The sequence below is a fragment of the Muricoccus radiodurans genome, assembly GCF_050154705.1.
Lineage (GTDB): Bacteria > Pseudomonadota > Alphaproteobacteria > Acetobacterales > Acetobacteraceae > Roseomonas > Roseomonas radiodurans.
Genome location: NZ_CP189561.1, coordinates 4,988,237 through 5,002,000, shown reverse-complemented (window position 1 = coordinate 5,002,000; position 13,764 = coordinate 4,988,237). Strand labels below are relative to the sequence as shown.

10 protein-coding genes are annotated in these 13,764 nt (G+C 69.2%); 4 read left to right on the top strand and 6 right to left on the bottom strand.

The annotated features are described in order from the left end of the window. The first annotated feature begins 200 nt into the window (after positions 1-200). Positions 201-458 (top strand): DUF6894 family protein, encoded by a 258-nt coding sequence (locus ACP6CK_RS23225; RefSeq protein WP_426955696.1) that lies wholly within the window; start codon positions 201-203, stop codon positions 456-458. A gap of 784 nt (positions 459-1,242) precedes the next feature. Here the strand turns inward: ACP6CK_RS23225 and ACP6CK_RS23220 are convergent. From ACP6CK_RS23220 to ACP6CK_RS23210, 3 genes are all read right to left on the bottom strand, one after another. Continuing rightward, complete coding sequence (locus ACP6CK_RS23220; RefSeq protein WP_426955695.1) at positions 1,243-2,910, bottom strand: ShlB/FhaC/HecB family hemolysin secretion/activation protein; 1,668 nt, start codon at positions 2,908-2,910, stop codon at positions 1,243-1,245. Between the two features lie 105 nt (positions 2,911-3,015). Then, a complete protein-coding gene (locus tag ACP6CK_RS23215; protein WP_426955694.1) occupies positions 3,016-3,801 on the bottom strand; it encodes a hypothetical protein in 786 nt (261 codons plus the stop codon). A 1,080-nt stretch (positions 3,802-4,881) separates the two neighbouring features. Further along, positions 4,882-5,208 carry a winged helix-turn-helix transcriptional regulator gene (locus ACP6CK_RS23210; protein WP_426955693.1) on the bottom strand — a complete coding sequence of 109 codons (327 nt, stop codon included), beginning with the start codon at positions 5,206-5,208 and terminating at the stop codon, positions 4,882-4,884. A gap of 136 nt (positions 5,209-5,344) precedes the next feature. Between ACP6CK_RS23210 and ACP6CK_RS23205 the strand changes: the two genes are divergently transcribed. Together ACP6CK_RS23205 and ACP6CK_RS23200 are read left to right on the top strand one after the other, a co-directional pair. Continuing rightward, the gene (locus tag ACP6CK_RS23205; protein ID WP_426955692.1) at positions 5,345-5,671 is read left to right on the top strand and encodes a nuclear transport factor 2 family protein; all 327 of its coding nucleotides are present in this window, start codon (positions 5,345-5,347) and stop codon (positions 5,669-5,671) included. Beyond that, complete coding sequence (locus ACP6CK_RS23200) at positions 5,671-6,459, top strand: SDR family oxidoreductase (protein WP_426955691.1); 789 nt, start codon at positions 5,671-5,673, stop codon at positions 6,457-6,459. The genes ACP6CK_RS23205 and ACP6CK_RS23200 overlap by 1 nt, the downstream gene beginning before the upstream one ends. 29 nt (positions 6,460-6,488) lie before the next feature. On the opposite strand, the gene ACP6CK_RS23195 is transcribed toward ACP6CK_RS23200, so the two are convergent. The 3 genes from ACP6CK_RS23195 to ACP6CK_RS23185 all read right to left on the bottom strand — a co-directional run bounded on the left by ACP6CK_RS23195 (position 6,489) and on the right by ACP6CK_RS23185 (position 10,488). Continuing rightward, positions 6,489-7,658 carry a benzoate/H(+) symporter BenE family transporter gene (locus tag ACP6CK_RS23195; RefSeq protein WP_426955690.1) on the bottom strand — a complete coding sequence of 390 codons (1,170 nt, stop codon included), beginning with the start codon at positions 7,656-7,658 and terminating at the stop codon, positions 6,489-6,491. Positions 7,659-7,895: 237 nt separating this feature from the next. Beyond that, on the bottom strand, positions 7,896-9,512 hold the full coding sequence (locus ACP6CK_RS23190) for a GMC family oxidoreductase (RefSeq protein ID WP_426955689.1): 1,617 nt from the start codon (positions 9,510-9,512) through the stop codon (positions 7,896-7,898). Positions 9,513-9,696: 184 nt separating this feature from the next. Further along, positions 9,697-10,488 carry an alpha/beta fold hydrolase gene (locus tag ACP6CK_RS23185; protein ID WP_426955688.1) on the bottom strand — a complete coding sequence of 264 codons (792 nt, stop codon included), beginning with the start codon at positions 10,486-10,488 and terminating at the stop codon, positions 9,697-9,699. A 513-nt stretch (positions 10,489-11,001) separates the two neighbouring features. Here ACP6CK_RS23185 and ACP6CK_RS23180 point away from each other — a divergent pair. Continuing rightward, on the top strand, positions 11,002-13,587 hold the full coding sequence (locus ACP6CK_RS23180; protein WP_426955687.1) for an ATP-binding protein: 2,586 nt from the start codon (positions 11,002-11,004) through the stop codon (positions 13,585-13,587). Positions 13,588-13,764: the final 177 nt, after the last annotated feature.

Here is a 13,764-nt window from a genome sequence, read left to right as displayed (position 1 = left end):
TATTTATGGGAGAAAACGTGGCAGGAAATGCAACTCATGGATGCGGCGAATGAGCACTAGAGTGTCTCTGGAGTCGGGGTGCGGGACCACTTACAACTTTGAGTGGTCGCATCGGCTTGCGGTGGAGCACCTTCCCTTCCCACTGGTAGAAAGAGATGGCAGATGACGGATTCGTGAGATCGACTGATTGAATTTAGCCCATGCCCCACTTCTTCTTCGATACCAGCGACGGCGAGCACTCCTTCCGGGACGAGGAAGGCATGGAATGCTGTGGCGCGGAGGCAGCCCGGATCGCGGCGCTGAATGCTCTGCCCGGCATGGTAAGGGACGTGATGCCGGACGGGAATCGGCGAGACTTGACCGTGAACGTGCGGAGCGAGGCTGGGCGGTCTGTCTTTACCGTGACTCTCTCGCTTGTCGCCCAATGGTTGGACGAGGGCAACGCTCTCGGGCCTTAGCGCACCGGAGTGCGTCACTCGGTCGGGGCTCATTAGATGTCTCCCGGCAGCCTCTCGGCCGGATATCCTCCTGACCGTGGATCGTGCTGCGCTCGACAGCTCGCCCCCCAATCAAAGACGGTCCGGCGCTCGTCCACGCTCCCGCCGTGGAATGGACGAGACATCGCTCCTGCGGGCAAAGCGCCGTGGCCTCCGAGACGGTACTCGGATCAGTAAGCGAGCGGCGCTGATCGTGGAGACGGATGTAAGCGGACAAGAGACGGGATCGGGGGCCGCCCGGGAACTCCTCGCGGCGATGCACCAAACCCAAGCCCGCGGACGCGAGCACCTGGAGAGCGGGTGGCGAAGCTTGCCCCATAGGACGGCGAGCCGCAGCCCTTGATGCCTCGCAGGCTCGGGCCGACCAGCTCCAGCCATGAATCCGACTACGACGGCCCGGCCTCCAGCCCGCGCGGATCACGCCGGTTCACCGTCGCCCTCCGGCTGCGGCCGCACACCGCCATCAGCGCGTATCCCGTGCGGCCGGGCGCGCACGGAGGACGAGGCGACGCTCCTCCGCGCGGTTCCGGCCGATGAGAACGCAGCGGCCGATTGGTCAGCGCGAGACCGCGCCGGCTGCGTTCCGCCTCAAGCCGATGCGACGTCCGCTCACCGGCGGCGCCACATCACACGCCCGCTGTGGGGCTGGCCGCGCTGGTCGTCCCACCGCTCCCAGCGGCCGAGCAGATGGCTGGAGTGAGCCGGACCTCGGCCTTCCGTCGGGGCTACCTGCAGCCTTCTAAGGCTAGAGCACGCTTCGAAGGCTGAACACGATGCGCCAGCGTTCATCGCCCGTGGGACTGTAGCGCGGCCGCTGAACCGCGGACGCGGCCTCGACCTGCAATTGTACCCTCTGCAAGACCCTCGCGCGCAGGCCGATCCCAGCGGAGGCGGCGCTGTCCCTAGCCCGCAGAAGTCTCGTCTCCTCGTTCCAGACACGGGCCCCATCCAGGAAGCCGTACACTTCGCTTCCATCGAAGGTTCCGAAGGTCAGGGTTTCGGGCAACCGGTAGGCGAGTTCCAAGCCGCCAGCCACGCCACGATCCCCGTTCAGCGTGGCGGCCCCAAAAGCCCGACCGAAATCCGGCCCGCCATAGAGGAACTTCTCCGAAGGCGGCAGTGTCTCGGCCGCCCACTGCAGTGAACCTGTCAGCCTCAGGATGAAGCCCCAGGGCAGCGTCTGCTCCCGCCCGCCCCGGAGTGTAACCTTGGCGAAGGACGGGTCACCGCCGAGGATGCTGCGCTGTCGCGCCCCGAGTGCATCCAGTCCAACGCTGAGGGTGAGCGCGGCGGCGTTCACCCCCTCCCAGCTGTCCTGGCGCGCCCAGTTCGCGCCGGTGCGCACCACTCGCGTGCGCTCATCGGAGGCTGTGAAGCCGAGGAAGGCTGAGCTGCTGTCCAGCGTATCGAAGCTGACCGTCCCGGACAGGGTTTCCCGTATCGCTCGGATGACGGGATAGCTGAACTGGATGCTTGTCACGACGGCCGTTCCGTCGAATGTCGTATTGCTGGCCCGCGTTTCCAGATACCCGGCCGAGAGCCGAAGGGTTGCGCCATCTGTCCCGATCGGGGTCGTGTGGTTCAGGCCGTAATACTGGTATCGCTGGAAGTCGCCGGGGAAGCCGTAGATGACCTGTGTCTGGTCGCCCTGCCGGAACAGGCTGTTCGCGACCACGTTCACGTCGAACTGCACACGGCCCAACGGGACGGCGCCGAGGTTGTTGACCCCGGATCCGACCTCGAAGGATTTGCGCTGCAATCCCAGGCGCAGACGATTGGCCCCTGGCGGCCCGTCGGGCATCGGCTCGAGGGCACTGCCGACGGTCAGACCGGGAATGTCGTTCATCAGCAGGAGGTAGCGTTCCAGCGTGGCCTGCCGCAGCGGCCGCTCGGCCAGCAGCCGGTCGACGTAGGCGCGCAGCAGGGAGAGATCTGCTCCCTCGGTATCACCCTCGATCTGAACATCGGTGATACGGCCCTCCACCACGCGAACCCGCACCACGCCGTTCGCAAAGTCCTGCTCGGGAAGGAGCACGGTGAAGAGGGCGATCCCGGCCTCCCGGTAGCGAGCAGCGATGGCGTCGCTGATGGCGACGAGGTCAGCAAGCTCCACTCTTTGGCCAAGGCGGCTGCTCCAGCTTGATGCAAGCTGCTCCTGGGGGACGAGGGTCGCCCCTTCCAAGCGGACGGCCGTAAGGGTGAAGGGGGCAGGCGCGCCGCTGCGGTTCTGGACAGCGGGCGCAGTGGCTGTGGGTGGGGCCGTGCGCTGAGGCAGCCGAGGGCGGGTATCCTGTCGGTCGCGGTCCAGGATACGGGACGTGGGCGGCGTCGCCGCCGCGCTTTGGGCCAGAGCACTGGAGAGTGGGTGAAGGAGGGCAATGACACCAAGGGACGGCAGGGCGAAGCGGCGCATACGGGCTCCTCAGCGGGCGTCGTGGGACGTCCCGTGTTCCACCGGGGAGACAATCCTCGACGTAAGAGAGGAGAAGGTCGGTACCGACCTCCTCCTCTCTCTGCGTTAGCGGACCAGCCGCGTCGCGCCGCCGACGAGGCCCGTTGTTGTGCCGAGCAGGTTCGTCCGCACACCGGCTCCCGCTCCCGCCTGAACCGTGGTTCCGCCGGTGGTGGGTGCCGTGGGCGCCGTCACGACGGGCGCGACGGCGCTCGTCACGGGTGCGACCACCCCGCCTGCGACCGGAGCGATCGTGGCAACCACCGGCGAAACGACGCTCGCGGCCACCGGGCCAGCGACCGGGACGTTCCCGACGGCCGAACCCACGGCGGCCGGAGCAGCCCCCGTGTTGGTGGTGACCTGCAGAACACGACCCGCGGAGAGTGCGCCCACGCCGATCACGGCGTTTCCAGGGCCGGTGTTGGAGAGCACGCTCGCGCCGAGAAGACTGGTCGAGGCCGGGTTGTTGCCGCCCGCGATCGGAGTGTTCAGCACCGTCACACGGGCCAGCGGGTTCGCAACCCGATCCACACCGGTCACCGCTGCGCCGGCCGTACTCCCGACGACGGGGAGGCCGGCGAGGCCATTGCTGCTCAGGCCTGTCCCGAGATTCTGCACGCCCGTGCCGGTATCCGCCACAACACCGCCGACCGTCCCGAGCGCACTGCCCGCGACCGGCGTTCCTCCGGCTCCGGCGAGCCCCGTGCCGACGGTGTTGACGACGGAGCCCGTGGTGTAGAGCAGGCCGCCCGCCGCGCTGCCGGTCAGATTGCTGGCGGTCGTCCCGATCCCGCCTGGCGGGACGCTTCCGGGCGTCCCGCCGTTACCGCCGGTTCCCCCGCCGCCAGCCATGCCGCCGTTCGCTCCTCCGGCACCGCCCGCTCCTCCGGGGCCACTGCCGCCCGCCGCGCCGCTTCCGCCGGCCCCGGATGCGCCGCTTCCATCGGCAACAACGGTTCCAGGCCCGTTCGCCCCCGCTGATCCCTGGCCAGGCGCTTCAGCAGCCGCCGAGGCGCCGCCACTCTCGGCCGGCCCGACACTCCCCGAGCCGCCCCCGCACGCCGCTAAACTGAGACTCAAGGCGATGAGGGAAGCGGACGAGAATAGAAACGGACGAACATGGTCTAATTTGGGACGAAACATGGATCCTCCTTTGCCGATGGACGGCGTCCAAGCCTGAAGGGAACTGTTTCAGCGGTTTCGATTCGCGCTTTCCGAGGCAACTGCGGGTCATGCAGCGCGAAGAGTTAACTCGTATTACCCGCGTGAGTAGAAGATTATCTTTTAACACAACATTGCGAGTGTATCGACGACACGGGGGTGCTCGCGAAAACGTCAAAAATGCTGTGGCTGATCAGCCAAGCCTCTTCGTCTCAGAGTCCTTCGCCACAAACCCGGCAGCCACCCGTGAGCGGCCTCGTGGCACAGGCCCAGGCATGTGCGTCCGCGTCACAAGGCATGAGAGGGTCTCTGTGGCCGCGTCAGGGGTCTCGGGGGGGCGTTACAGCCCCATCCCCTGACCAATGTGGCACCGAGCACATGAGCGGCATGCTGGGTCGCGTCACACTTCCAACGGTTCGTCCACGCCGCCTCATCGAATGGCGAGCGCCAGCGACTTCCCGAGACAGGGATCGACCATGGTGCCATCGGTCGTGCCTATCAGCAGGACGGATCAGGATTTTGTTTCGACATACTACTGAAATGCAATCGCGGATGCATTGACGAGCTCCCGCGTCAGCAGCACGGTGCGGGATCCCTTGACGACGCTCCGCATTTCCAGTTCCGCCGGTGGAAGGCTGCGCCAGTCCCACAATCCGCGGCGGCGCAGCGCGATCCGGGGCATAGCAGAGTCGAGCGCCGCGGCATGGCGGCCCTCGTATGCAGGCCCTGTCTACCAGCCGATATCGTGTGATGGCCTCTCTGAGTGCTCCGCTAATCGGATGGTATCGCCGCGACAAGCCGTGAGCGAAGCTCGGGAGGCGCCTCTTCCGTCCACATCAGGAGCGCATCAAGCGCCGGGCAGAGCGACTGGCCCCAATCCGTCAAGTGGTACTCCACCTTCGGGGGAACCTGATGGTGGACGATCCGTGCGACGACGCCGTCTCCCTCGAGCTGGCGCAACTGCTGGATCAGCATTTTCTGCGACACGCCGGGAATGGCCCGCTCGAGATCGGAGAAGCGCCGCACCCGCCCGCCGAAGAGCTGAAACAGGATCACGAGCTTCCAGCGTCCCTCGAGCACCCTGATGACGTTCTGCACGCCCTGCGCGGCCGTCTCCGCCGTGTGGGAGACACGCTTACTCCGGGGTAAGTCCCTTACCTTTTCGTCCGTTCTTGTCATCCTGGGACCCTAGAAACAGCTTCTCGCCGGAGCAAGACATCTCCGGAGACATGCCATGACCAACGAAATGCCGGCACCGATCGCAGCTTATGTCGCAGCCAACACTCGACTTGATGCAGATGGCATGCAGGCGTCATTTGCCCAGAATGCCGTCGTGCGCGACGACCGCGGAACCCATGTGGGCCACGACGAGATCGGCGCCTGGATCCGGTCGGCGACGATCGCCAGCCGGGCCGTTTTCACTCCGGAGGCTTGGCGCGAGCAGGACGGCAGCATCGTCGTGGATGGCCAGACCACCGGCGACTTTCCTGGCAGCCCGATCCGCTTCACCTTCAGGTTCATGCTCAAAGGCGAGGCCATCGCCAAGCTGGAGATCGCCTGATGGGCGCCCCTCCTATTCCCGCTGAGTTCGAGGGACGTCGCGTTCTCGTCACCGCGGGCACCAAGGGAACCGGCCGAGCGACCGTCCGGCACTTCCTGGAGGCGGGAGCGCGCGTGATCACCGCTGCGAGACGCCGATCCGAAGATCTTGCGGGCGCCGATTTCCTGGAAGCCGACCTCACGAGCCCGGAAGGGGTCCGGTTCCTGGCGGACACCGCCATGGAGCGCTTGGGCGGGGTGGACGTATTGATCCACGTTCTCGGCGGCTCCACCGCACCGGGCGGAGGCTTCGCCGCCCTGACGGACGATCATTGGCGCGCGGAGCTCGACCTGAACCTGATGCCGGCGGTCCGGCTCGATCGGCTGCTCCTGCCACAGATGATCGCGCGCGGCTCGGGAGCGGTGATCCACGTCGCGTCTATCCAGCGCCGTCTGCCCCTGCACGATTCCACGACCGCCTACGCCGCCGCGAAGGCCGCCCTGACGACCTACAGCAAGGCGCTTTCGAAGGAGGTCGGGCCGAAGGGCGTGCGGGTCAACGTCGTTTCACCGGGCTGGATCTACACGGAGGCGGCGGAAGCCCTCGTGCAGCGGATCGCGGACAGCAGCGGGGGCACGCCGGAGACCGCGCGCCAGGGCATTCTGGAAGCGCTCGGCGGCATCCCCCTGGGCCGCCCCGCGAGGCCCGAGGATGTCGCAGAGCTGATCGGCTTCCTCGCCTCTGACCGAGCGTCGGCCATCCACGGCGCGGAATACGTCATCGACGGAGGAACCATCCCGACCGTGTAGCCCCTCGGGTTCTTATTCCCGGGATCGCCTCATGACCGTCTCCGCAACGCGGCGTCTGCAACCAGCGCGGCGAAGCCGGCCACCAAGCCCCAGAAGGCGGATCCCAGTCCGAAGAGGGTGAGACCCGAGCCGGTCGCGAGGAAGGTGAGGATCGCGGGATCGCGATCCTCCCGAGCCGCCAGCATGGCTTCGATCGCGCCGGTGAGCGCGGGGATGAGGGCAAGGCCGGTCAGCACCACGATCACCTCCTGCGGCAGGGCCAGGAAGAAGCGCACCAGCCCCGGCGAGAAGATCGCGAGCAGGAGGTAGAACGCCGCGTAGATCACGCCCACGATCCACCGCTCGGCCGCGGTGGGATGCGCCTCGCGGCTGGTGCAGATCGCGGCGGTAATGGCGGCGAGATTGACCGCGTGCGCCCCGAAGGGTGCCACCAGCAGCGTGGCCAGCCCGGTCCCGACCAGCAGCGGCCCCGGCATCGGCGCGTACCCGGCGGCCCGAAGTACCACCAGCCCGGGCAGGTTCTGCGAGACCAGCGTCACCAGGAAGAGCGGCAGGCCGAGGCTGACGATGGCTTGCAGATCGAAGACGGGCGCGACCAGCGACAGGGTGCCGATCGTGGCGCCCGGCGGAAGAGGTGCCACGTCACCGCGCAGCAGGGCCAGCAGCATGCCACTCGCCAGCACGAGCAGAAGGGCGTGCAAGGGAACCCGCCGGCGGGCCACGATGAAGACGGCGACGAGCAGGCCGACCAGCAGCGGCTGGGCCGCACCGAGCCTGAAAAGTCCGAGGCAGAATGGCAGCAGCACGCCGGCCAGCATGGCCGAGGCGATGGAGGCGGGAATTCTCTCCGCCCACCGCCCGAGGGCGGGCACGGCCCCGAGCACGACCATCATGAGCGCCGCCGACAGGAACACGCCGATGGCAACGGGCCAGGCCAGGCCTGGAGTCGAGGCCGCGAGCAGGGCCGCCCCCGGCGTGGACCACGCGAGGACGATCGGCATGCGCGACCGGAAGGACAGTGCCGCCCCAGCGATGGCGATGGCGAGGCACAGGGCGGTGACGGCGGACGCGGTCTGCTCGACGGTCGCGCCCAGGGCGCGCATGGCCTGGACGACGAGCACGACCGTCCCGCCGAACCCCACCAGGGCGGCGATCAGCGCCGAGGACCAGGCCTGGGCGGGGGGCAGGGAACGCTGCATGTGGCTCTCCTCGACGGCGGGCTCCTAGCGCGATCCGGTCCGCGGCGCATGCGCAAGGGCAGCGAGTCCCCGAGCTCAGGGGACGGGCTGCGCCTCGACGGGCGTGCGGCGATCCGCGTGGCGCGCGGGACTTCGCCTGGAGCCTCGTCGATCAGAGCCGCGGAGGTCTGGGGGGAGATGGTCTGGCTCTGCCCGCCGGGGCCTCGTCGGGGCGCGCGGTCCCGACGGGCAGGGCGGCTACACGCCGTGTTCCCGCCGGATCATCTCGGCCGCCCGCTCACCGATGATCGCGCAGGGCGCCTGGGTGTTCCCGGTGGTGACGCGCGGCATGATCGACCCGTCCGCCACCCGGAGCCCTTTCACGCCGTAGACCTTGAGCGACGCGTCCACGACCGACATGTCGTCCCGCCCCATCTTGGCCGTGCAGGTCTGGTGCCAGTAGGTGACGGCGGCGTCCCGGATGTAGAGGTCGAGTGCGTCGCCCGTCAGATCGCCGGGCATGACCTCGCCCCTCACGAAGGGGCGGAAGGCCGGGGCATTGCCGAGGGCGCGGCAGAGCTCAACGCAGGCTCTCGCGGTCGCCATGTCCGCTGCATCGGACAGAAACTTCGCGTCGACGGCGAGAGGGGCCAGGGGATCCGTGCTCTGCAAGCGCAGGCGGCCGCGACTGGCCGGGTTTGCGAGCCCCGCGAACATCGTCCACCCATGCGCCGGCACGCCGCGCGCCGCCGTCCGGTCGCTCGGGACGGGAAACTCGACCTGGCAGAACAGCAGATCCGGGGTATCGAGCTCGGGCCGGCTCTTCCAGTAGAGGGTCGCTTCGCTCCCGCTGTTCCGGGGCGCGATCGGCTCGGCATACTCCCAGGTGCAGCCGAAGGAGACATGATCCTGGAAGTTCTGGCCGACGCCGGCCAGGTGCTGCAGCACGGGGATGCCGACCCGCCCCAGCTCCGCACGGTCCCCGATGCCGGAATGCATCAGGACCTTGGGCGTCTGGATCGCGCCGAGTGACAGCACGACCTCCGACCCGGCGCCCACCGTCTTCACCTGCCCGTCGTGAAGGAACTCCACGCCGGTTGCGCGACGGCCGTTGAACAGGACGCGACGCACCAGGGCGCCCGTCAGCACGGTCAGGTTGGGGCGGTCGAGCCAGGGCCGGAGATAGGCGCGATACAGCGAGTGGCGGCGGCCGTCGCGGATCAGCATGTCGCTGATGGCGGCACCGCCCTCGCCCTCCATCATCCGGCCGTTCGGATGCTCGAAGATGGGAATGCCGATCTCGCCCGCGGCGTCGAGCATCGCGCGCGCGATCGGGCTCGGATCGCCCGCGGGTTGCACCCAGACCGGCCCGCCCGTCCCGCGGTACTGCGGGTCGGGAGCGCCCTGCCAATTCTCGATGCGGCGGTAGATGCCGAGGACGTTCTCATAACCCCAGGCCGGATCGTCGGACTCCGCGGCGAAGAAGTCCCAGTCGCTGCGGTGTCCGCGCGCCCAGACCATCACGTTGATGCTCGAACCACCGCCGAGCCCCTTGCCCATCGACAGTGGGAGTTGTCGCCCGTTCAGGTGGGGGTTGGGCTCTGCCTGGAAGGCCCAGTCCCGTTCGCTGCCGAGATTGGTCGGCCACAAGGCGGGATTGAGCACCGCGTCCGCCTCGTCGGTGCCGCCCGCTTCGAGCAGGAGCACCTGAGCCGCCGGGCTTTCGGCCAAACGGCGCGCGATCACCGAGCCGGAAGCGCCAGCTCCACAGACGATGAAGTCGTACCCCGGCCGCAGCCTGGCCGTCAGCCGCGCCTGATGGGCACGCGCCCGCATGGAGAAGTCCTGCTCCTCCGCGGAAGTACCATCGATCATGATCCGGAATTCCTGACTTGTGCCCGGGCAGCAGCGTGCGAACGCGGCGCGAACGGTCTCACGGGGCGTGTGCGCCCGTGGCCCCCGGCAGCGGCGCCGCAGGTTCCTGCCGAAGCGGGGCGACGCGGCGGCCCGTGCCGGGGTCAACCCGGCACGGGCTGGTGTTAGACGGGTGGTGTTCTGGTCAGCGCGCGGTGCTTGCGGCCCGCCGCGCTGCCTCGTCGATGACCTCGGCCACCACCTTCGGCTGGGTCATGAACACGGCATGGCTGGCGGCCACCTCGGTGACCCTGGCGCCGATGCGGCCGGCCATGTGGCGCAGCATGCGGAGGTCGAAGGCCTTGTCGTCGGTCGCGATCACCGCCCAGCTCGGCCGGCTGCGCCAGGCCGCCTGGGTCAGCTTCGTGCCGAAGGCGGACATGGCGACCGGCACCTGGGAGTCGCGCATGAAGGCGGCGTCCGCGTCGGCGACGTCGGCGGCGAAGCCGGCCTTGAAGTTCTCGGCCTTCACGAAGCCGAAGCCATCGCCCTGCGTGTCGATGACGAATTCGGGCGGGGTGACGAAGCCGTCATACTGCTGGGCGGTGGTCTCGCCGGCATCGGGCGAGAGGGCGGAGACATAGACGAGGCCGGCGACCTTCGGGTGGACGCCCGCCTCGGTGATGACCGTGCCGCCCCAGCTATGGCCGACGAGGATGGTGGGCCCGTCCTGGCGGTCGAGGATGCGGCGGGTGGCGGCGACATCGTCGGCGAGGAAGGTGAGCGGGTTCTGAACGATGCTGACGCGGTAGCCGCGGCGAGTGAGCTCGTCATAGACGCCGCGCCAGCCGGAGCCGTCGGCGAAGGCGCCATGCACCAGCACGACGTTCCTGGCAGCTTGGGGGCCGGAGCCCTGGTTGCCGGGTTGCGCCTGTGCGGCACCGGCGATCGTAGCCGCGGTGGCCGTTGCGACGAGATCACGACGAGTGGCGGACATGGGAGGATTCCTTTCTGAGAAGGCGGGCAGCGCGCGGCCGGCGACCAGCGCGATCAGCCCGCGTGACGGCGGAGAGGCTTGGATGCACGACATCCGTGGGCATCGTGCAGGCGCCGGGGGGAAGCACCGCGCAGACCGTGGGGCTCCTTCGCGGCCTGCACCGCCGCTCCGCGCGGCAGGCCCGCCAAGGCGGCGGCTGAAGCCGGACCAAGCCTGTCAGAACGGCCTCTTCGCGCGGGACCGGTGTTCACGGTCGCATCTCCCCTGCTTGGCGCGCCCAGCTGGCGACGTCCGGGGGGAGGATCACGCTCCGGCGGCTCCGAATCCTGTTCGCCCGGGCGAAAAAACCTGAAATTTCGAGCATGCGGATGCATGCGCGCGTGCCCTGCCCCTCCGGGGGGGTAGGTCCGTCGCGCCTGCCGCGTGTAATCTCGTTCCGGTCAATGATGGCGGCCGCCACCCGACGGCGCGGAGCAAAGAAACATCAATTTTTCCAAACCAGGGGGCATCGCCATGGCCGGGACCGCGAAAGCCCTCGCCTTCGGCCCCTTTCGCCTGATCCCGGACCGCCGCACCCTCGCCGCCGAGGGCCGGGAGGTGCCGATCCGCGGGCGCGCCTTCGACCTGCTCCTCGCCCTGGTGGAGCGGCGCGACCGCGTCGTCTCCAGGGACGAGCTCATGGAGGTGGTCTGGCCCGGCCGCGTCGTGGAGGAGGGCAACCTGACCGTCCATGTCGCCGGCCTGCGCAAGCTTCTCGGCAGCGGCATGATCGCGACGCTGTCCGGGCGAGGGTACCGGTTCGTCGCACCCGTCGGCGAGGTTCCGGCGGAGGATGACGGGCCGCCCTGGGCCGCCCCTTCCCTCCCCTTGCCGACCGGTGCGGAAGCGCCGGATGCGTCGGACGTCGCGTCCTGGCCGGGGGACCTGCCCCGCCCGCTGACGAAGCTCATCGGCCGCGATGACGACCTCGGCCGGGTGGAGGCGCGACTGCGCGAGGCGCGGCTCGTCACGGTCGTGGGAACCGGCGGCGTGGGCAAGACGAGGCTCGCCCTTGCCGCCGTGGACCGCATCCGGCCCCAATACCCGGACGGCGCCTGGTTCGCCGATCTCGGCCCGTTGGAGGAGCCTCGCCTCGTCCCGGCCACGATCGCCGCCGCCCTGGGGGTCGATGTCGGCGGAGGGGAGGCACTGCGCGTCGTGATCGCCGCGCTGGCCGGCCGACGCGGGCTGCTGGTGCTCGACGGCTGCGAGCACCTGCTCCAGGCCGCCGCCGACGCGGCCGAGGCAGTCCTGCGAGGCTGCCCCGGCATCGCGATCCTGGCGACCAGCCGCGAGCCGCTCCGCGCCGAAGGTGAGCGACTCCACCGGCTGCAGCCCCTGGGCGCGGCGGCATCCGATGTCGCCTTCACCGCCGATCGGCTGGCGGACTACCCCGCCAGCGAGCTTTTCGTCGAACGCGCCCGGGCGGCGCTCGGCGAGTTCGCGCCGGGGGATACCGACGCCGCCGAGATCATGAAGATCTGCCAGCGGCTGGACGGCATCCCGCTCGCGATCGAGCTCGCGGCCCCAGCGTTGCAGGCCATGACCCTGAAGGAGCTTCGCGAGAGGCTGGAGCGCCACTTCGAGCTGCTCACCGCCGGGCGGCGGACCGCGCTGGCGCGGCAGCAGACGCTCAGGGCCACGATCGGCTGGAGCCTCGACCTGCTCGAGCCGCCGGAGCGCGCGCTCCTGCTGCGGCTGTCCGTCTTCAGCGGCACCTGGACCGCGGGCTCCGCCGCCTTCCTGGCGGGCTGCGTCTCCGGGGAGGACGCGGTCTGCGGCCTGATCGCCGCGCTGGTGGACAAGTCGCTGGTCCAGGCAGACGTGACAGGGGTGCATGCGCGCTACCGCCTGCTGGACTCGACGCGCTACTACGCCGCCGAGCGCCTCTCCCCCTCCGACCTGGCCGAGGCGCGGCGCAGCCTGACGCGATGGCTGGTCAAGGCCTACGAGCGGGCCGAGGCGGATTGGCCGTTCATGCCCGACGAGGACTGGTCCGCGATCTATTCCCCGGAGATCGAGAATCTCCGGGCGGGCCTCGCCTGGGCCTTCGGGCCGGATGGCGACGAGCGGCTTGGCGTCGAGCTGACAAGCCACACCGAGCATGTCTGGGGCGAGCTTTCCCTGACGAGCGAGTTGCACGCCTGGTTCGACCTGGCGATCTCGAGGATCGATGAGGCGACCCCGCCCGAGATCGCGGGCCGGTTGTGGCTCGGTCGCTGCGGGTGGGTGGCCCCCAGGGGCACCCAGGCGCTGGACGCCGCGCGCCGGGCCGCCGCACTGTTCCGTGCCGCCGCCAGCCGGATCGACCTCGGGCGCGCGCTATGGCGCCAGGCCTGGCAGCATGTCCTCGCCGGAGATCTGGCGGCCGCGGGGCCCCTGCTCGACGAAGCGGAAGACCTGCTGCGTGCCGGGCGGGCGAGCAAGGCCCTTGTCTCCTGCCTGAGGGCGCGCGCCGTTGCCGCCTTGCGCGGCAACCAGCCGGCTGCCGCCCGTGCGAACCTGGAGGAGGCGCTCCTCCTTGCCCGAGACCTTCGCAGTCCGCGCGACGTCGCTCTGACGCTCGGGAGCATGGCCGAGCTCCACTGCGCAGCGGGCCGGATGGGAGAGGCGATCGCGGTCGCGCAAAGGGCGCTGGCCTCCCTCGGGGCGGTGCAGGCGCGCTCGGCCTGGGTTCAGCATATTGCTGGAGCGATCGCATCCTACAGGCTCGCGGAGGGCGACATCGCTCTTGCGCGTCCGATCGTCGCGGAACGGCTGGCAGCAGCCCGCCTCATGGCGCTGCCGCACGAAGTCACCGCCAATCTGGAAAGAGCCGCATTGATCGCGGCGTGCGAGGGCAACCTCGCGGCTGCCGGGCGGCTCTTTGGCCATGTTCAGCTCCGTCATGCGCAGAGGGGCATCCTTCGGAGCTTCGGCTCTCAGGCCGTCCATGACCGGCTGCTCGCGATGCTGCGCCAGCGGCTGGCCCCGGACGAACTGGAGGAGGTCGCCGCGCACGGAGCCGGCCTTGGCGAAGAGGAGATGGTGGCGGAGGCCCTCGGCATCGCTCTGCGATGATGGTGCATTTCCGAGGTGCCGACAGGCGGACCGTACACCCGCAGCCCCGCCAGAAGGTCTGGCCAAATCCGATACGCCGCCGATCGCGAAGCGCTGGCTCTCATAGGGTTAGCCGGCGCCCGGTTGGCCCGTCAGGTCGCTGAGCTCCAGATCCAATCCAGCATCTTCATACCATCA